At 68.3% G+C, this 16,631-nt stretch carries 17 protein-coding genes; 10 read left to right on the plus strand and 7 right to left on the minus strand.

The genetic code is table 11. The features are described from left to right. Positions 1 to 3 precede the first annotated feature (3 nt). Entirely contained in the window at positions 4 to 1,725 is a 1,722-nt protein-coding gene (ptsP, locus tag VGN58_RS12950) for a phosphoenolpyruvate--protein phosphotransferase (protein ID WP_327483615.1), read from the plus strand. A 233-nt stretch (positions 1,726 to 1,958) separates the two neighbouring features. After that, positions 1,959 to 3,320, plus strand: a complete 1,362-nt coding sequence (gene mgtE, locus VGN58_RS12955; RefSeq protein WP_327483616.1) for a magnesium transporter — start codon at positions 1,959 to 1,961, stop codon at positions 3,318 to 3,320. Between the two features lie 83 nt (positions 3,321 to 3,403). Here the strand turns inward: mgtE and VGN58_RS12960 are convergent, their stop codons facing one another. Next, positions 3,404 to 4,183 (minus strand): hypothetical protein, encoded by a 780-nt coding sequence (locus VGN58_RS12960; protein ID WP_327483617.1) that lies wholly within the window; start codon positions 4,181 to 4,183, stop codon positions 3,404 to 3,406. 269 nt (positions 4,184 to 4,452) lie between these two features. Here VGN58_RS12960 and VGN58_RS12965 point away from each other — a divergent pair, with 269 nt between their 5' ends. From VGN58_RS12965 to VGN58_RS12980, 4 genes are all read left to right on the plus strand, one after another. Next, a complete protein-coding gene (locus VGN58_RS12965) occupies positions 4,453 to 5,304 on the plus strand; it encodes a DNA ligase (protein ID WP_327483618.1) in 852 nt (283 codons plus the stop codon). A gap of 74 nt (positions 5,305 to 5,378) precedes the next feature. Then, positions 5,379 to 6,182: a prolyl oligopeptidase family serine peptidase gene (locus VGN58_RS12970; protein WP_414710819.1), complete on the plus strand. Its 804-nt coding sequence runs from the start codon at positions 5,379 to 5,381 to the stop codon at positions 6,180 to 6,182. 2 nt (positions 6,183 to 6,184) lie between these two features. Continuing rightward, entirely contained in the window at positions 6,185 to 6,463 is a 279-nt protein-coding gene (locus VGN58_RS12975) for a hypothetical protein (protein WP_327483619.1), read from the plus strand. A gap of 149 nt (positions 6,464 to 6,612) precedes the next feature. After that, positions 6,613 to 8,172: a GGDEF domain-containing protein gene (locus tag VGN58_RS12980; RefSeq protein ID WP_327483620.1), complete on the plus strand. Its 1,560-nt coding sequence runs from the start codon at positions 6,613 to 6,615 to the stop codon at positions 8,170 to 8,172. 223 nt (positions 8,173 to 8,395) lie between these two features. Here the strand turns inward: VGN58_RS12980 and VGN58_RS12985 are convergent, their stop codons facing one another. The 3 genes from VGN58_RS12985 to VGN58_RS12995 form a co-directional block, all read right to left on the minus strand. Then, positions 8,396 to 9,340 carry an aspartate carbamoyltransferase catalytic subunit gene (locus VGN58_RS12985; RefSeq protein WP_327483621.1) on the minus strand — a complete coding sequence of 315 codons (945 nt, stop codon included), beginning with the start codon at positions 9,338 to 9,340 and terminating at the stop codon, positions 8,396 to 8,398. Positions 9,341 to 9,359: 19 nt separating this feature from the next. Beyond that, a complete protein-coding gene (gene ruvX, locus VGN58_RS12990; protein ID WP_241045342.1) occupies positions 9,360 to 9,809 on the minus strand; it encodes a Holliday junction resolvase RuvX in 450 nt (149 codons plus the stop codon). Between the two features lie 76 nt (positions 9,810 to 9,885). After that, positions 9,886 to 10,452, minus strand: coding sequence for a YqgE/AlgH family protein (locus VGN58_RS12995; RefSeq protein WP_327483622.1), 567 nt, complete (start codon positions 10,450 to 10,452; stop codon positions 9,886 to 9,888). Between the two features lie 100 nt (positions 10,453 to 10,552). Here VGN58_RS12995 and VGN58_RS13000 point away from each other — a divergent pair, with 100 nt between their 5' ends. Then, entirely contained in the window at positions 10,553 to 11,098 is a 546-nt protein-coding gene (locus VGN58_RS13000) for a DNA-3-methyladenine glycosylase I (protein ID WP_327483623.1), read from the plus strand. A 71-nt stretch (positions 11,099 to 11,169) separates the two neighbouring features. Here the strand turns inward: VGN58_RS13000 and VGN58_RS13005 are convergent, their stop codons facing one another. Next, complete coding sequence (locus VGN58_RS13005) at positions 11,170 to 12,003, minus strand: DUF6622 family protein (RefSeq protein WP_327483624.1); 834 nt, start codon at positions 12,001 to 12,003, stop codon at positions 11,170 to 11,172. Between VGN58_RS13005 and VGN58_RS13010 the strand changes: the two genes are divergently transcribed. Continuing rightward, on the plus strand, positions 11,904 to 12,452 hold the full coding sequence (locus VGN58_RS13010) for a hypothetical protein (protein WP_327484699.1): 549 nt from the start codon (positions 11,904 to 11,906) through the stop codon (positions 12,450 to 12,452). The two genes, VGN58_RS13005 and VGN58_RS13010, sit on opposite strands and share 100 nt — an antisense overlap. 168 nt (positions 12,453 to 12,620) lie before the next feature. Here the strand turns inward: VGN58_RS13010 and VGN58_RS13015 are convergent, their stop codons facing one another. Both VGN58_RS13015 and VGN58_RS13020 read right to left on the minus strand, forming a co-directional pair. Further along, positions 12,621 to 13,751: a PilT/PilU family type 4a pilus ATPase gene (locus tag VGN58_RS13015; protein ID WP_327483625.1), complete on the minus strand. Its 1,131-nt coding sequence runs from the start codon at positions 13,749 to 13,751 to the stop codon at positions 12,621 to 12,623. Positions 13,752 to 13,889: 138 nt separating this feature from the next. Beyond that, a complete protein-coding gene (locus VGN58_RS13020; protein ID WP_055936451.1) occupies positions 13,890 to 14,927 on the minus strand; it encodes a type IV pilus twitching motility protein PilT in 1,038 nt (345 codons plus the stop codon). 93 nt (positions 14,928 to 15,020) lie between these two features. Here VGN58_RS13020 and VGN58_RS13025 point away from each other — a divergent pair, with 93 nt between their 5' ends. Further along, positions 15,021 to 15,695 (plus strand): YggS family pyridoxal phosphate-dependent enzyme, encoded by a 675-nt coding sequence (locus VGN58_RS13025; RefSeq protein WP_327483626.1) that lies wholly within the window; start codon positions 15,021 to 15,023, stop codon positions 15,693 to 15,695. A gap of 37 nt (positions 15,696 to 15,732) precedes the next feature. Continuing rightward, on the plus strand, positions 15,733 to 16,578 hold the full coding sequence (gene proC / locus VGN58_RS13030) for a pyrroline-5-carboxylate reductase (RefSeq protein ID WP_327483627.1): 846 nt from the start codon (positions 15,733 to 15,735) through the stop codon (positions 16,576 to 16,578). The last annotated feature ends 53 nt before the right edge of the window (positions 16,579 to 16,631 follow it).

Below are 16,631 nucleotides of genomic sequence, written 5' to 3' on the forward strand. Positions count from 1 at the left end.
CCGATGAGGGCGCTGCTGCCGGGCCATGGGGCATCGCGCGGCAGCGCGCTGGGACGCGCCCGGGTCCGTCTGCCGCATGTGCTGGAGGTCGCCGAGCAGCAGATCCGCGGAGACCAGATCGACGACGAGGTGGCCCGTCTGCACGAGGCGGTCGATGCCACCCGCCGCGAGATGCACAGCCTGCGCACGCGCCTGCACGGCGCGCTGGCGAAGGAAGTCGGCGAGTTCCTCGACCTGCACGCGCTGTTGCTCGACGACCCCGAGTTGCTGCACGGCCTGGACGAATTGATCCGCACCGGCCGCTACTCGGCCGACTATGCACTGCGCCTGCAGCGCGACCGGCTGGCCGCCGTGTTCGACGGCATGGACGATGCTTACCTCAAAAGCCGCATGGACGACCTGGACCATGTGATCGGCCGCATCCACGCGCACCTGCACCAGCGCGCGCCCGATGCGCCGGGCATGGCCGGCGAGATCCTGGTCAGCGACAACGTGGCACCGTCGGAGCTGGCGGAACTGCAGCAGCAGGGCGTGGTGGGCGTGGTCACCGCCGCCGGCAGCACGCTGTCGCACAGCGCGATCCTCGCACGCAGCCTGCACCTGCCGCTGGTGGTGGGCAATGCGCAGGCGCTGCAGAAGATCAACGACGGCGACGTGCTGCTGGTCGACGGCGCCACCGGCGAAGTGGTGGTCAACCCCGATCCGGACGACCTGCGCCGCTACCGCGAGCGGCTGCGCGATGCCGCGCGCGAAGCGCGCGAGCTGGGGCGCCTGCGCTCCAAGCCCAGCCGCACGCGCGACGGCATCGACATCGCCCTGTGGGCGAATGCGGAATCGCTCGAGGACGTGGCGAAAGCGCATACGCTCGGCGCCACCGGCGTGGGTCTGTACCGCACCGAGTTCCTGTTCCTGCAGCGGCGGGAGCTGCCCAGCGAGGACGAGCAGTTCCAGGTCTACCGCGACCTGGTGCTGGGGATGGGCGGGCGGCCGGTCACCATCCGCACCCTCGACCTGGGCGCCGACAAGGCCGACCGGGCCGGCCTGGCGGTGAGCAACGAAGAGAATCCGGCGCTGGGCCTGCGCGGCGTGCGCCTGTCGCTGGCGCATGCCGGTGTGTTCGACACGCAGTTGCGCGCCATCCTGCGCGCGTCCAGCTACGGTCCGATCCGCGTGCTGGTGCCGATGGTCAGCAGCCGCGAGGAAATGCTGGAGGTCCGCCGCCGCCTGCAGCGCGCGGCCCTGCAGCTGCGCAAGCAGGGCCACGAGGTCGCGGCACAGCTGGAGCTCGGCGCGATGATCGAAGTGCCTGCAGCGGCCATCGCCCTGTACGCCTTCGTCGACGTGGTCGATTTCGTCTCCATCGGCACCAACGACCTGGTGCAGTATCTGCTGGCCGCGGACCGCAACAACGAAGCGCTGGGCGAGCTGTATTCGCCCCTGCACCCCGGCGTGCTGCGGCTGCTGCGGCACGTGATTCGCACCGGTGCCGAACACCGGGTCCCGGTGGCGATGTGCGGCGAGCTCGCCGGCGATGCCCTGCTGGCACCGATGCTGCTGGCGCTCGGCCTGCGGGAATTCAGCCTCCACCCCGCCACCTTGCTGGAAGTACGCAAGGCCATTCGCGACGCCGACCTCGCCGATCTGCAGGCGCGCACCGAGAAGCTGCTGCAGGCGCGGGACCGTGCCGGCATCGAGCGATGGTTGAAAGCGGCCGCCTCCGCGTGAGGCCACTGAAGCTTCATGTGGGAGTGACGTAAGTCGCGATGAAGCTGTCCCGGCGAGCTATCGCGACTGACGTCGCTCCCACATTCAATCCCCCGGACGTTGCATCCCGCAACCCACCTGACGCCACTTGCCCAGGGTGTCCATAAATCGCGGCCCGGGCGATAATGGCGCAATGAACGCCTGATGCCCCGGTCGCATCCGCCTGACGGATCGGCCCCATTCCGGAGTACCGAATGGTCGAGACCATCCGCCACGACAAGACCGCACGCCAGCTGCGCCTGCTCTCCGACGCGCTCGACAGCGGTCGGCTGGGTCCCGTGCGCCGGCTGGTCAACACCTTGTCGCCCGCGGAGATCGGCAACCTGCTGGAATCGCTGCCGCCGGGCAAGCGCGAAGTTGTCTGGGGCCTGGTCGATCCGGAAGACGACGGCGAGGTGCTGGTGCATGTCGGCGACGAGGTGCGCGAGAGCCTGCTGGCGGACATGGACACCGACGAGATCGTCGCCGCCGTCGAGGACCTCGACATCGACGACCTCGCCGACCTGGTCGAAGACCTGCCCGATACCGTCATCGACGAAGTCCTCAAGTCGATGGACCGCGAGAACCGCGAGCGCCTGGAGCAGGTGCTGTCGTACGCGGAGGACACCGCCGGCCGCCTGATGAACCCGGACGTGGTCACCGTGCGTGCCGACGTCAACGTCGACGTGGTGCTGCGCTACCTGCGCCTGCGCGGCGAACTGCCCGACCACACCGACCACCTGTACGTGGTCAGCCGCCGCCACCAGTACCTCGGCCGCGTGCCGCTGGCCGCGCTGGTCACGCACGAGGACACCACGCCGATCAACCGCTTGATCGACGACGAGCAGCCGGCCATCGACGTGGGCGAGAGCGCGCAGGAAGTCGCGCGCCAGTTCTCCGACCACGACTGGGTGTCCGCGCCCGTGGTGGACGACAACAACATCCTGCTCGGCCGCATCACCATCGACGACGTGGTCGACATCATCCGCGAGCAGGCCGAGCACCAGGCGCTGGGCGCCGCCGGCCTGGACGAGGACGAGGACCTGTTCTCGCCGGTCAAGCGCGCCGTGCGCGGCCGGGTGGTATGGCTGGGCATCAACCTGTTCACTGCGTTCATGGCGGCGACGGTGATCAAGGAATTCGATGCGACGCTGGAGAAGATCGTCGCGCTGGCCGTGCTGATGCCCATCGTGGCCGGCATCGGCGGCAACGCCGCGGTGCAGGTGCTGACGCTGATGGTGCGCGGCCTGGCGCTGGGCCAGGTGGGCTCGAGCAACGCCGGCATCCTGTGGTGGAAGGAACTGCGCGTGGCACTGATCAACGGCCTGCTGATCGGCGGTATCGTCGGGCTGATCGCCTTCCTGTGGTTCCGCAGTCCGATGCTGTCGCTGGTCATCGCACTCGCGCTGATCATCAATTTCTGCGCCGCCGCCACCGCCGGCGTGCTGCTGCCGCTGCTGCTCAAGCGCATGAACATCGATCCCGCCGTCGCCGGCACCGTCGTCGTCACCGCGGTGACCGATGTGATGGGCTTCTTCTGCTTCCTGGGATTGGCCACGATGATCCTGCTGCACTAGGCCGGAGCCACGGGGCCGAAACGAGACCGGGACCGCACGCGGTCCCGGTCAGGCCATCAGGAAGACAGGCGAAGGCGCCCCGCTCAGAAGCTGGCGCGCACACCCAGGCGATAGAAGCGCACGTCCTCGTAGAACTCGGCTTCACCGACCAGCCCCCATGTCTGGGTCAACCGGTACTGGAGGCCCAGGTTGCCGACCATGGAATGGTCGACCACCAGGTTGTCGTCCACGCGCAGGTAGCCCGCTTTCGCCCACAGCTCCAGGCCGGACACGGGCCGGGCACGGATGCCCAGCACCAGCTTGCCGGCATACACGTGGTCGCTGCCGCTCAGGCTGTCGCCACTGGCGGCATCGTCGTAATCCAGCTCGACGCCCAGCCGCACCAGCGACAGCTCGCTGATGAAATCGGCGCGCGGCGACAGGAAAACGCTCGCTCCCAGGCCAAGTTCGGTCTGGTCGATCGTGGCCTTCAGCCTTTCCGCATCGAGGCTCCAGGTTTCCGATACCTGGTCATGACCACCGAACACGTAGAGGTTGTCGGCCACGGCCACCGAGCCCCGGACGTAGCCGCCGCTGACGCGTTCATCGACCTCGCCAATATCCACGTCCACGCGACCGACGCCCGCTTCCACGTAGGTATAGGCCGGCCCCTCGATCTTGTCCCGCTGCACGGCGGCCGTGTACTGCGGCGCCGGCGCGGCCGGCACCGCGGCCTGCTGCTGGGCGGGAGCTCCGGTCGACTCGGCGCTCGCCGCCTTCTGCCGCTCCCACCACGGAGAGCGCTGAGCGTCCGCATCGGCCGACCACGCCAACGCGACCAACAGGGCTGCGCAGGCGCAGCCGGTCCTGATATCCATCTTCATGTTGTGATTCCCCATTTTCTTGTCGTGATGCGCTCCACGCCCCGGGCCGGGCGACCTTGCCCGACCTCTCCCTGGCGTGGAGGCGCGATTCTAAGGGAATGGATCCGCCCTGCGGCGCAGGATGGTCTCACGGGCACGGCGTACGACCCGATGGCATGAGCGCCGACATCGCCGATGCGGGCTTTCCTACGCATCGCGACGACAGATACCGATTCCGTGCGCCCCACCCGCGACACGACGCTGGAGACCCCTCGGCCCCACTGTCCGCCATGCGCCTGCTGCTCGTTGCTCTGCTGTACCTGCTGATCTGCCCCGCCCTGTCGGCACCGCTCCCCGATCCGATGCTGGCGACCACGTATCGCGAAGGCGTCCCCGTCCACGCCTTCCTGGTCAGCGAGAAGCTGGACGGCGTGCGTGCCCGTTGGGATGGTCGGGCACTGTGGACCCGCGGTGGAGCGCGGATTGCCGCGCCGCCGACCTTCACGCGCGGCTGGCCGGTCGAGCCGATGGAGGGCGAAGTCTGGATCGCGCGCGGCCGCTTCGATGAGGTCAGCGCCCTGGTCCGGCGCATCAGCACCGATCCGCAATCCTGGCGCAACGTGCGCTTCATGGCCTTCGACCTGCCTGCGCATCCGGGGCCCTTCGCCCAACGCGTCACGCGCCTGCGCGCGCTGATCGCGGCCGCCGGCAACGGTCATCTGGCGCTGATCCGGCAGCATCGCTTCGCCACGCCGTCAGAACTGGATGCAGAACTGGCCCGCGTGGTGGCCGCCGGTGGCGAGGGCCTGATGCTGCACCGGCGCGACGCGCGCTACCGATCCGGGCGCAGCGAACACCTGCTGAAGTACAAGCCGCACGAGGACGCCGAAGCGCAGGTCGTCGCGCACCTGCCCGGCAAGGGCAAGTACGAAGGCATGATGGGCGCACTGCAGGTGCGCACACCGGAGGGACGCCACTTCCGCCTCGGCACCGGCTTCACCGACGCGCAACGGGCCGTACCGCCACCGGTGGGCGCATGGGTGACGTACCGCTACAGCGGACTCACCTCGACCGGACTGCCCCGCTTCGCCCGCTTCATGCGGATACGCGACGAGATGCCGCCTTCCGATAGTCCGCCATGACGGGGACGCGGCCGACCGGCATCGCGGCACACCCGGGTTATGCTGCCACCCGTTCTCTCCCGATCCCGACCGCCATGCGCTTTCTCGCCACCGCCTGCCTGGGCCTGCTGCTGATCCTGATGACCGCCTGCACCACGACCGCCCCGATGAATCCCTCCGGCGAATTCGTCGCGCGCGAGGTCTCACTCAACGGTCAGACCTACCGTTACCAGGTGTTCGTGCCTGCCGCGCGCTTCCGCAGCGGCAAGCCGCCGGTGGTGCTGTTCCTCAACGGCTCCGGCGAGCGCGGCCGCGATGGCGTGAAGCAGACCCTGGCCGGCCTGGGGCCCTACCTGCGCCAGCATGCCGACACATTCCCTGCCCTGGTGGTGTTCCCGCAGGCGCCGGACGATACCGAATGGACCCAGGACGCCGGCCCCATCGCGTTCGCCACGCTGGACGCCGCGCTGCGCGAGTTCAACGGCGATCCCGACCGCGTCTCGTTGACCGGCATGTCGATGGGCGGTTACGGCGTGTGGGAACTGGCGCTGCAGCAGCCCACGCGCTTCGCCGCGCTGGTGCCGGTGTGCGGCGGCATCACCGTGGACTGGGGCCGCGACCGCCCCGGCATGAACGTGCACAGCGTGGCAGGTGCGGCGGACCCGTTCGCCGCTGCAGCACAGCGCCTGAAGGACGTGCCGGTGTGGATCTTCCACGGTGGCAAGGACGACGTGGTGCCGCCGTCGCAGTCGCGCCGCATGGACGCCGCGCTGAAGGCCGCCGGCGCACGCGACGCGCGCTACACCGAGTTCCCCCACGCCAACCACAACAGCTGGGACGCGACCTACGCCTACGCGCCGATGTGGGACTGGCTGTTCGCCCAGCGTCGTGGGCGCTGAGCATGGCGGAACTGGTTCCCGACTACTTCACCGCCGGCTGGCGCGAACGGACCCTGCCCTGCCCCTGCGGCTGGCAGGGCGACAGCCGCGCCATGGCGATGGAGCTGCACGACGCCGTCACCGACTACGCCTGCCCCCAGTGCGGCAACCTGCTGCTGATCGTCTCGCATCCCACGCTGGACCAGGTCCGTGCAGCGGCCGCTGCCGGCAACCCGGAAGCCGCAAGCCAGCTGGCCATCATCGAGGAAGCCCAGGCGCGCTTTCCCGGGCACGGCGACTGAGCCCGGGCCGACACGCCCCGCGTCACGCTTCTGCCACACCGCCGCGAACGGCGGAACACGCCTGACTCAACCCGCTCCCGTTCCGGCCGATAACCCGGCATCCCCTGGTGGCCGACGGGCATCCGCCCATGGCCGTGCGAGCGACGTGAATGGCTGACGCGGCCGACGACAACTCCGGAATTTCTGGCGGCTTCCGCCGGCTGTGGTCGCGTCGCCGCGAGTCCGCTGCGCCGGCCTCGCGCGAAATCGCCCCGACCAAGGCCGCCACCACCGGCCCGGCGATCAGCGCCGCCCAGCTGCAGGCGCTGTTCGCGCGGGCGGAGGAACCGGCGGCGCTGTTGTCGGCCTTCGCCGACGGCGTGGCCGGTCTGCCGGGCGAACTGCACGGCATGGGCGAGCGCCTGCAGTCCGCGCACGCCGACAGCGACTGGCCGCGCTATGGCCGCGCCCTGCGCCAGCTCGTCGACAAGTACATCCGTACGATCCAGGACGAGCCGCTGTCCGGCGAGGCCGAGCAGATCCGCGACCTGCTGCACCACGTGCTGGTGGGCGGCATGGAACACCTGCTGCGCGACGACACCCTGCTGCTGCCGCAGGCGCACGCCCTGGCCGACCGCGTGCGCCAGTGGCAACCCGCGCAGCCGCTCGCCGAGCTCGGCAGCGAGTTGAAGGAACTCTGCCAGCAGGTCGGCCTGCGCACGCACGAAGTGAACGACGCGCAGGACCTGATGCGCAGCCTGTTCGACCTGCTGCTGGAAAACGTGGGCGAACTGATCGAGGACGGCAGCTGGCTGCAGGACCAGATCGGCGCCGTGCGCCAGCTGCTCGCCGGTCCGCTCGACCGCACAGCGCTGGAACAGACCCGCGCCGGGCTGCGCGAGGTGATCTACAAGCAGGGCCTGCTGAAGCAGGGGCTGGCCGAATCGAAGGCCTCGATGAAGGAAATGATGGTGACCTTCGTCGAGCGCCTGGACGGCATGGCCAGCAGCACCGGCGAATACCACGACCGCATCAGCTTCCACGCCCAGGCGGTGCGCGAGAGCCGCAGCATCGCCGAGCTGGGCAAGCGGATGGAGGACATCCTGGCGGACACCGCGACGGTGCAGGCGCAGGCCGCGCGCGCGCGCGACAGCCTGCTGGAGGCGCGGCGCGAGGTGGAGGAAGCCGAGCGCCGCGTGATGAACCTGGAACAGGAACTGCAGTCCGTCTCCGAACTGGTGCGTGTGGACCAGCTGACCGAAGCCCTCAACCGGCGCGGCTTCGACGAGCTGTTCAAGCGCGAATCGGTGCGTGCGCTGCGCAGCGGACAGACGCTGACCCTGGCCTTGCTGGACCTCGACGATTTCCGCCACATCAACGCCGCGCACGGCCACCTCGGCGGCGACGCCGCGCTGTGCCATGTGGTGGCGCTGGCGCGCAACACCCTGCGTGCGACCGATGCCGTCGCCCGCTTCGGCGGCGAGGAGTTCGTGCTGCTGCTGCCGGACACCAGCTTCCTGGAGGCGATGGGGACGCTGGAGCGCCTGCGCGACCGGCTGGCGCACAAGCCGCTGGTCTACGAAGGCCGCGGCATCCTGGTGACCTTCAGCGCCGGCGTGGCGCGCTGGCGACCGGGCGAATCGCAGGACGAACTGCTCGCCCGCGCCGACCGCGCCATGTACCAGGCCAAGCAGGCCGGCAAGAACCGGGTGGTCGCCGCGCCGGAGTGACCCCGCCGATGGGGGCGACGCGGTGTCGATCCCTCGCGTCGAGCGATGTCTGAACCCGTCATCCCGGCGGCATCTGCGCGTGCGTCGCAAGTGCGGCCGACGCGATGTCGATTGCGCTTGCGCGCGATATCTAAACCCGTCATCCCGGCGAAGGCCGGGATGACGGCTCCGGATACTCATCGCATGTCGGCAGCCATCTCCTGCACGACGTAGCGCTGCCATCTCAGCCCAGCAGCATCTCCAGCACCGCCATGCGGATGGCGACGCCGTTGCTGACCTGGCGCAGCACCAGCGACTGCGGGCCGTCGGCGACTTCATCGGTGATCTCGACGCCGCGGTTGATCGGACCGGGATGCAGCACCACCGCATCCCTGGCCGCGCGCGTCAGCCGCGCCGTGGTCAGGCCATAGTCGCGGTGGTAGTCCTCCAGCGACGACACCAGGCCTTCTTCCATGCGCTCGCGCTGCAGGCGCAGCATCATCACCACGTCCACGCCCTGCAGCATGGCGTCGAAATCCTGCCCCTGCACGCATCCGGCCAGCGTGCCGTCGTCCGGCAGCAGCGACTGCGGACCGCACACGCGGATCTCGCCGGCGCCCAGCGTGCGCAACGCGTGCAGGTCCGAGCGCGCCACGCGCGAATGCTTCACGTCGCCCACCATCAGGATCTTCAGGCGCGAGAAGTCCGCGCCCTTGGCCTGGCGGATCGTCAGCACGTCCAGCAGGCCCTGGGTGGGGTGGGCGCTGCGGCCATCGCCGGCATTGACCAGCGCCGTGCCCTCGCCCGCCTCGGCGGCCAGCGCGGCGACCGCGCCGTCGTCCGCATGGCGGACGATGAAGCCGCGCACACCCATCGCTTCCAGGTTGCGCAGCGTGTCGCGCGCGGTTTCGCCCTTGCGGGTGGAGGAGGTGGACGCATCGAAGTTCAGCACGTCCGCACCGAGGCGCTGCGCGGCGATGTGGAACGAACTGCGCGTGCGCGTGGAAGGCTCGAAGAACAGCGTGCAGACGGTAGTGCCGTCGAGCACCTGCCGGCGCGGGGTGCGGCCGAGCGCGGCATCGCGGATCTGGCCCGCGCGGTCCATCAGCCGGCACAGGGTATCGCGCGGCAGGCCGTCGAGGGTGAGCAGGTGGCGCAGGCGTCCGTCGGAATCGAGTTGTGGGGTCATGGAGTGCGGTCGGGAAGGGTCAGGTCAGCAGGGTCGCGTCATGCGGCGCGGCCAGCCAGCGTTCGATGATGACGGCCGCGGCGACGGCGTCGAGCGCGGCGGCATCGCGCCGGCGCTTGCGGCCTTCTGCGCGGTCCAGCGCGAAGCGTTGCGACGCCTCGACGGAACTGGTGCGTTCGTCCACCAGCACCACCGGCAACTGGTAACGCGTGCGCAGCTCGCGGGCGAAGGCGTGGGCACGCTTGCGGATCGGCTGGTCGCCGCCGTCCAGCGTCATCGGGTCGCCGACCACCAGGCCGTCGGGCTTCCACTCCGCGTGCAACTTGTCGATCGCCTGCCAGTCCGGGCCATGGCCATGCACGTCGATCACCGCCAGCGCGCGTGCGCCGGTGCCGAACGCGCTGCCCACGGCCACGCCGATGCGGCGGGCGCCCACGTCGAATCCCAGTACGGTGCCGTCCAGCTTCATGCCCAGTGCCTCCGTTCGATGCGGTCTGCGCCACCCTGCGGCGGCACGCGGCGACACGACGTCGGCGGATGCCGGTTCATGCGTGGCCGCTGTAGTCCGTCAGGCGTGTCATGTCCACGCCGATCCGTTGGCCTGCGGTCTGCCAGCGCTGTTCCAGCGGCACGGCGAACAGCAGGTCGGCATCGGCGGGCACGGTCAGCCAGCTGTTCTCGCCCAGTTCGTATTCCAGCTGGCCTGCACCCCAGCCCGCGCAGCCCAGCGCCACGACGGCATGCGCCGGACCGTCGCCTTCGGCCATCGCTTCGAGGATGTCGCGCGAGGTGGTCAGGTACAGGCCGCTGGCGACTTCCAGCGTGGACTCCCATGCGCGCGCGCCGTCATGCAGCACGAAGCCACGCTCGGGATGCACCGGGCCACCGGCCAGCACGATCTGTTCGTCCAGCCGCGGATCGTGCGAGGCCAGGTTCATCTGGCGCAGCACCTCGCCCAGGGTGTACTCGGACGGACGATTGACGACCACGCCCATGGCGCCTTCGTCGTCGTGCTGGCAGATCAGGGTGACGGCGCGCGCGAAATGGGGATCCGACAGCGCCGGCAGGGCGATCAGCAGCTGGTTGGCCAGTGGCATGGCGGCATCTTGCATGGCCGCCATTCTAGCCCGCCCCTGCGTGCCCCGCGCCTGCGCGGACGGATCCTGTCCGCGACCGGCCCTAGAATCGCGGTTCCTCTCCAGGCGCACGCCCATGTCCGGCTATTGCGACATCGCCCCCGGCCACCCCCTGCACGGCCCCTACCACGACCGCGAATACGGGTTTCCGCAGCGGGACGAGGCCGTCCTGTTCGAGCGCCTGCTGCTGGAGATCAACCAGGCCGGCCTGAGCTGGGAGACGATGCTGAGGAAGCGCGAGGGCTTCCGCGCCGCCTACAGCGGCTTCGAGGTGGACCAGGTCGCCCGCTACGGGGATAAGGACCGCGCCCGCCTGCTGGCCGACCCCGGCATCATCCGCAACCGCCTCAAGATCGATGCCGCCATCCACAACGCGCAGGTGATCCGGCAATTGCGGAAAAGCCACGGCAGCTTCGTCGCCTGGTTGGACGCGCATCACCCGCTGCCGAAGCCGGAGTGGATCAAGCTGTTCAAGAAGACCTTCCGCTTCACCGGCGGCGAGATCACCAACGAATTCCTGATGAGCCTGGGCTACCTGCCCGGCGCCCACCGCGAGGATTGCCCGGCGTTCAAGCGCGCTGCGAAGCAGCGGCCACCGTGGATGAGTGCGGCGGGGCGTTGATGCGGCGCGCCTCCGAGGTCCTCCCCTCGCAGGCGGCCTAGACGACGCGATCCCCGCCCAGCCTGCATCCTTCATGCGCTGCGCGCGACCAGGGGTCCCGGCTTCCTGACACCCAGCACCCGCATGGCACGCGCCATGAACAGGCCACTGAAAAGTCCATACGTACAGGAGACCAGCACCACTGCTTCTGGCGTATGGAGAAGACCAGGTGTGATCGCATGGGCGACGGCAACGGCGTACTTGAAGAAGAAGATGCCCATCATCAGCGCCAGCGGCAGCCAGCTGCCGGCCACCGTGAACTGCGCGGTCGCTTCGTCGTAGGACGCCGCCCTGCGAGAGGGTCCGCGAATGAGGCCGATGGCGACGACGGCGCCCCAGGCGCAGGCCCACGCGGCCAGCGCCATGAAGTGGGTATCGAAGGTCGACGACACCGAGTACAGCGAGCAGCCCAGCATCGCGATGGGCAGCACGATCAACCGGTTGCGAGACACATCCCGCGTCCGGCTCTGCACACAACCCAAATACACCAGGCCGAAGAACAGGCCGAAAACCCAGAGCGGGGTATGCGTGAGGATCTGCGTGACCACGGAAGGCTCCTGGATTCCGACACTGCGTCGGGTTGGAAACATTCTGCGATCAGCGCATCGGCGACTTAGGTGCCGGAAGTCACCAGATTGGCGTACCGTAGGCAGGGAACCAACCTCTCCTGATACATGTAGCGCGGACCCGCGGATAGCAGCGCTGAAACAGTCAACCCGCTGGAAACCGTCCAGGGCACCACGACGGCTACGTCTGGATACGCACGATGAAATTTCAGCTCGAGATTGCGGCGCTGGCATGTCTGGCCGTATCGATTGGTCTGTCTCGGACCGCCATGGCACGGGAGATCGAGACCTTCGCCACATCCGACCTCGCCGAACAACTGTTCAGGATCGTGTCGAACCCGGGATTCGACGTCGAGGATCTGGATCGTTACGTCGCCATCGAGAAGAAAGCGATAAGCACAACCCGCTTTGGCACGGGTGAAATCTTCGAAATTCCAGCGAGAGGCAGCACGCCGGGGTTACTCAGCGCTGGCGTTCACTATCGCAGCCGAAACGCCAGGGGAATCGTCTCGGTATGGTTCCTGCTGGATGCGACTGCGGGCGAATGTTCCCCCATAAAACATTTCGCGAGACTGCACCGCCTGACCCCACATCCCTTCCGCCAATCCGATCCGATGCGGGATCTATCGGTGCAGACCTACTACGACGGCAAGAAGGACAACGTCTCCGTAGCCGTCACGCCGCATACCGGCCGTCCAGAGTGCGTCGGGGAGCTTTCCGTCGTGATGATCCAACGGCGGCTCGAATAGCGTTCGAGCCCGTGGGTCTGGGTATGCCTCGACATCGCATCTCGTACTGCATTCCGACTTTGCGGTTCGTACCGCAACCACCTTGTGCCGCAAGGCTCGGAGTGCAGCGCTGACCACGAAAAAGGGGCGGTCGCCCACCCCTTCTCCCGATGACACGTTAAGCGCAGGTCAGCGGACCTCGGCGATCTCCACGCCATCCAGTCCCTGCGCCAGCGTGCGGGCGTCGCCGCCCTGGGCCAGCTTGATGCGCAGGCGCACTTCGTTCTGCGAGTCGGCGAAGCGAAGCGCGTCCTCGTAGCTGATCTCGCCGGCCTGGTACAGCTCGAACAGGGCCTGGTCGAAGGTCTTCATGCCGAGGTTGGTGGATTCCTTCATCACTTCCTTCAGCTTGTGGATCTCGCCGTCGCGGATGTAGTCCTGCACCAGCGGCGTGCCCAGCAGGATCTCCATCGCCACGCGGCGCGCCTTGCCGTCCGGGGTGGGGATCAGCTGCTGCGCCACCACGCCCTTCAGATTCAGCGACAGGTCCATCAGCAGCTGCTGGCGGCGGTCTTCGGGGAAGAAGTTGATGATGCGGTCCATCGCCTGGTTGGCGTTGTTGGCGTGCAGCGTGCACAGCACCAGGTGGCCGGTCTCGGCGAAGGCGATGGCGTGGTCCATGCCCTCGCGGGTGCGTACCTCGCCGATCATGATCACGTCAGGCGCTTGGCGCAGGGTGTTCTTCAGCGCCGCTTCCCAGCTGTCGGTGTCGATGCCGACCTCGCGCTGGGTGATGATGCAGCCCTCGTGCTTGTGCACGAACTCGATCGGGTCCTCGATGGTGATGATGTGGCCGGTCGAGTTCTGGTTGCGGTAGCCGATCATCGCCGCCAGCGAGGTGGATTTACCCGTGCCGGTGGCGCCGACGAAGATGATGATGCCGCGCTTGGTCATGGCCAGCGTCTTGATGACCGGCGGCAGGTTCAGTTCCTCGATGGTCGGGATGCGCGTCTCGATCCGGCGCAGCACCATGCCGACCTGGTTGCGCTGGTAGAAGCAGCTGACGCGGAAGCGACCCACACCGGCCACGCCGATGGCGAAGTTGCACTCGTGGGTCTTCTCGAACTCCTCGCGCTGCGCCGGCGTCATGACGTTCAGCACCAGGTCGCGCGACTGCTGCGAGGTGAGCGGCGTCTGCGTGATCGGCGAGATCTTGCCGTGCACCTTGATCGACGGCGGCATGCCGGACGTGATGAACAGGTCCGACGCCTTCTGGTGCGCCATCAGCTTGAGGAACGAGGTGAAATCGATGGTGCTCATGGGTGGCTCCTTGCGGAGCCGTGATTCGTGAGTGGTGAGACGTGATTCGCAAGAGCTACCTTGACGATCCAGCGTGCATCACCGCATCAGAACCCCGGCTATTGACGAATCACGAATCACTAATCACTAATCACTGGCTTACTCGAACAGCCGCTTTTCCTTGGCGTATTCCTTGGCCTGCTGGCGCGTGATCAGGCTGCGCTTCACCAGGTCCTGCAGGTGCTGGTCCAGGGTCATCATTCCGTAGTTCTGGCCGGTCTGGATGGCCGAGTACATCTGCGCCACCTTGTCCTCGCGGATCAGGTTGCGGATGGCGGGGGTGCCCACCATGATTTCCCAGGCGGCGGTACGGCCGCCGCCGATCTTCTTCAGCAGCGCCTGCGAGATGACCGCGCGCAGCGACTCGGACAGCATCGAGCGGACCATCGGCTTTTCGCCGGCGGGGAACACGTCGATGATGCGGTCGATGGTCTTGGCCGCCGAACTGGTATGCAGGGTGGCGAACACCAGGTGGCCGGTTTCCGCGGCGGTCAGCGCCAGGCGGATGGTCTCCAGGTCGCGCAACTCGCCGACCAGGATGTAGTCGGGGTCTTCACGCAGCGCCGAGCGCAGCGCCTCGTTGAAGCCGTGGGTGTCGCGGTGCACCTCGCGCTGGTTGATCAGGCACTTCTGCGAGGTGTGCACGAATTCGATCGGATCCTCGACGCTGAGGATGTGGCCGTATTCGTTCTTGTTGATGTGGTCGATCATCGCCGCCAGCGTGGTCGACTTGCCCGAACCGGTCGGGCCGGTCACGAGGATCAGACCCTGCGGCTGCTGGATCAGCTCGCGGAACAGCGGCGGACAGCCCAGGTCCTCCAGCGTCAGGACGTCGGAGGGAATGGTGCGGAACACCGCGCCCGCACCGCGGTTCTGGTTGAAGGCATTGACGCGGAAACGCGCCAGCGACGGGATCTCGAACGAGAAGTCGACCTCGAGGAATTCCTCGAAGTCGCGGCGCTGCTTGTCCGACATGATGTCGTAGACCAGCGAGTGCACCTGCTTGTGGTCGAGCGCCGGGATGTTGATGCGACGCACGTCGCCGTCCACGCGGATCATCGGCGGCAGGCCGGCTGACAGGTGGAGGTCGGACGCTTTGTTCTTTACCGAGAACGCCAACAGTTCGGCGATATCCATGACGCTGCTTCCCCAAGTTGCTGCGAACTGGAACCTTGATTCCCCGGAGGGCAGTATAGCGCCCTCATCGTTTCCGCCAATGGCCGGCCCCACATGCTCGCCGACACCCTCCGCGAGACCCTGCAACGCCTTGAAAACGCAGCGGATGCCGCACATCGGCCAAGGCCCGCGCTGGTGGCCGTGTCCAAGCGGCAGACGGCGGCGGCCGTGGCCGAACTGGCCCGCGCCGGGCAGCGCGCGTTCGGCGAGAACTACGTGCAGGAGGCGCAGGACAAGATCGGCGAACTCGCCGGCATGGGACTGGAATGGCATCTCATCGGCCACCTGCAGTCCAACAAGGCGGACATCGCGGCGCGCCTGTTCGATTGGGTGCAAACGGTCGACCGTCACAAATTGATTGGCGCACTGTCACGCTATCGCCCGGTCGACCGCGCGCCCTTGAACGTACTGATCCAGGTCAACATCGACGACGAGGCCAGCAAGCACGGCTGCCGGCCGGAGGAGATCGATGCCCTCGCCGACGCCATCGCCGCCGAGCCGACGCTGCGCCTGCGCGGGCTGATGGCGATCCCGGCGCCGCATCCGGATCCCGCCCGTCGCGCCGCCGCATTCGCCCGCATGCAGGCGCTGCAGGACGCGCTGGCCGCGCGGCATGCGTCCGTCGACACGCTGTCGATGGGCATGAGCGACGACTTCGCGCTGGCCATCGCACAGGGCGCCACGATGGTGCGCATCGGTACCGCGCTGTTCGGGGCGCGGCCGGCATGACCGCTTCCCTTCCACTTTCTGCCCAGGACTCCCGGCCATGACGGCGTCGCCCACTTCCTCCCTGCTGACCCATCCGCTGGCCTTCATCGGCGGCGGCAACATGGCACGCAGCCTGATCGGCGGCCTGCTCAAGCGCGGCGCCGAGCCCTCGCGCATCCGCGTGGCCGAGCCCGCCGATGCGCTGCGCGCCGCTCTCGCCGCCGACTTCGGCGTGCAGGTCTTCGCCGAGGCGAAGGACGCCGCCCATGGCGCCGATACCTGGCTGTTCGCGGTCAAGCCGCAGGTGATGCGCGCCGTGTGCGAGGGCCTGGCGCCGCTGGCGCAGGCGCAGCGTCCGCTGGCCGTGTCCATCGCCGCCGGCATCACCACCGCGCAGATGCAGCGCTGGCTGGGCGGCGGCGTGGCCGTCGTGCGCACCATGCCGAACACCCCTGCCCTGCTGGGCGCGGGCGTCACCGGCCTATACGCGAGCGGCGAGGTCGACGACGCCGGTCGCCAGCGCACGGCCCTGCTGCTCTCCGCCGCCGGCCCGACGGTGTGGATCGAGACCGAAGCGAAGATGGACGCCGTCACCGGCGTATCCGGCAGCGGCCCGGCCTATGTCTTCCTGCTTGCCGAAGCGATGGAAGCCGCGGCGCTTGCGGAAGGCCTGTCGCCCGAGGCAGCGCGCACGCTCGTGCTGCAGACCGTGCTGGGCGCAGCCCGCATGCTGACCGAGAGCGACGAGACGCCCGCCGAGCTGCGCCGCCGCGTGACCTCGCCCAACGGCACCACCCAGGCCGCCATCGAGACCTTCCAGGCCGGGGGGTTCGAGGCGCTGGTGGCGAAGGCCGTGCATGCCGCGACCCTCCGCGGCGGCGAGCTGTCGGCGGCGAACGAGTGAGGCTGCATCCCAGCCTCGCGGAACGCCGTAGGCCTTTCCGTTCCCGAGGAGCG

Source organism: Pseudoxanthomonas sp., from assembly GCF_035999195.1.
Taxonomy (GTDB): domain Bacteria; phylum Pseudomonadota; class Gammaproteobacteria; order Xanthomonadales; family Xanthomonadaceae; genus Pseudoxanthomonas_A.

Bases quoted from the DNA above. Each gene is read 5' to 3' on its own strand.
- VGN58_RS12960 (WP_327483617.1), bottom strand. From the start codon at position 4,183: ATGAAGATGGATATCAGGACCGGCTGCGCCTGCGCAGCCCTGTTGGTC.
- VGN58_RS13020 (WP_055936451.1), bottom strand. From the start codon at position 14,927: ATGGATATCGCCGAACTGTTGGCGTTCTCGGTAAAGAACAAAGCGTCC.
- VGN58_RS13015 (WP_327483625.1), bottom strand. From the start codon at position 13,751: ATGAGCACCATCGATTTCACCTCGTTCCTCAAGCTGATGGCGCACCAG.
- VGN58_RS13025 (WP_327483626.1), top strand. From the start codon at position 15,021: ATGCTCGCCGACACCCTCCGCGAGACCCTGCAACGCCTTGAAAACGCA.
- mgtE (WP_327483616.1), top strand. From the start codon at position 1,959: ATGGTCGAGACCATCCGCCACGACAAGACCGCACGCCAGCTGCGCCTG.
- ptsP (WP_327483615.1), top strand. From the start codon at position 4: ATGAGGGCGCTGCTGCCGGGCCATGGGGCATCGCGCGGCAGCGCGCTG.
- VGN58_RS13000 (WP_327483623.1), top strand. From the start codon at position 10,553: ATGTCCGGCTATTGCGACATCGCCCCCGGCCACCCCCTGCACGGCCCC.
- ruvX (WP_241045342.1), bottom strand. From the start codon at position 9,809: ATGAAGCTGGACGGCACCGTACTGGGATTCGACGTGGGCGCCCGCCGC.
- proC (WP_327483627.1), top strand. From the start codon at position 15,733: ATGACGGCGTCGCCCACTTCCTCCCTGCTGACCCATCCGCTGGCCTTC.
- VGN58_RS12995 (WP_327483622.1), bottom strand. From the start codon at position 10,452: ATGCAAGATGCCGCCATGCCACTGGCCAACCAGCTGCTGATCGCCCTG.
- VGN58_RS13010 (WP_327484699.1), top strand. From the start codon at position 11,904: ATGAAATTTCAGCTCGAGATTGCGGCGCTGGCATGTCTGGCCGTATCG.
- VGN58_RS12975 (WP_327483619.1), top strand. From the start codon at position 6,185: ATGGCGGAACTGGTTCCCGACTACTTCACCGCCGGCTGGCGCGAACGG.
- VGN58_RS12970 (WP_414710819.1), top strand. From the start codon at position 5,379: ATGCGCTTTCTCGCCACCGCCTGCCTGGGCCTGCTGCTGATCCTGATG.
- VGN58_RS12985 (WP_327483621.1), bottom strand. From the start codon at position 9,340: ATGACCCCACAACTCGATTCCGACGGACGCCTGCGCCACCTGCTCACC.
- VGN58_RS12965 (WP_327483618.1), top strand. From the start codon at position 4,453: ATGCGCCTGCTGCTCGTTGCTCTGCTGTACCTGCTGATCTGCCCCGCC.
- VGN58_RS12980 (WP_327483620.1), top strand. From the start codon at position 6,613: ATGGCTGACGCGGCCGACGACAACTCCGGAATTTCTGGCGGCTTCCGC.
- VGN58_RS13005 (WP_327483624.1), bottom strand. From the start codon at position 12,003: ATGTGGCGAAGGTCTCGATCTCCCGTGCCATGGCGGTCCGAGACAGAC.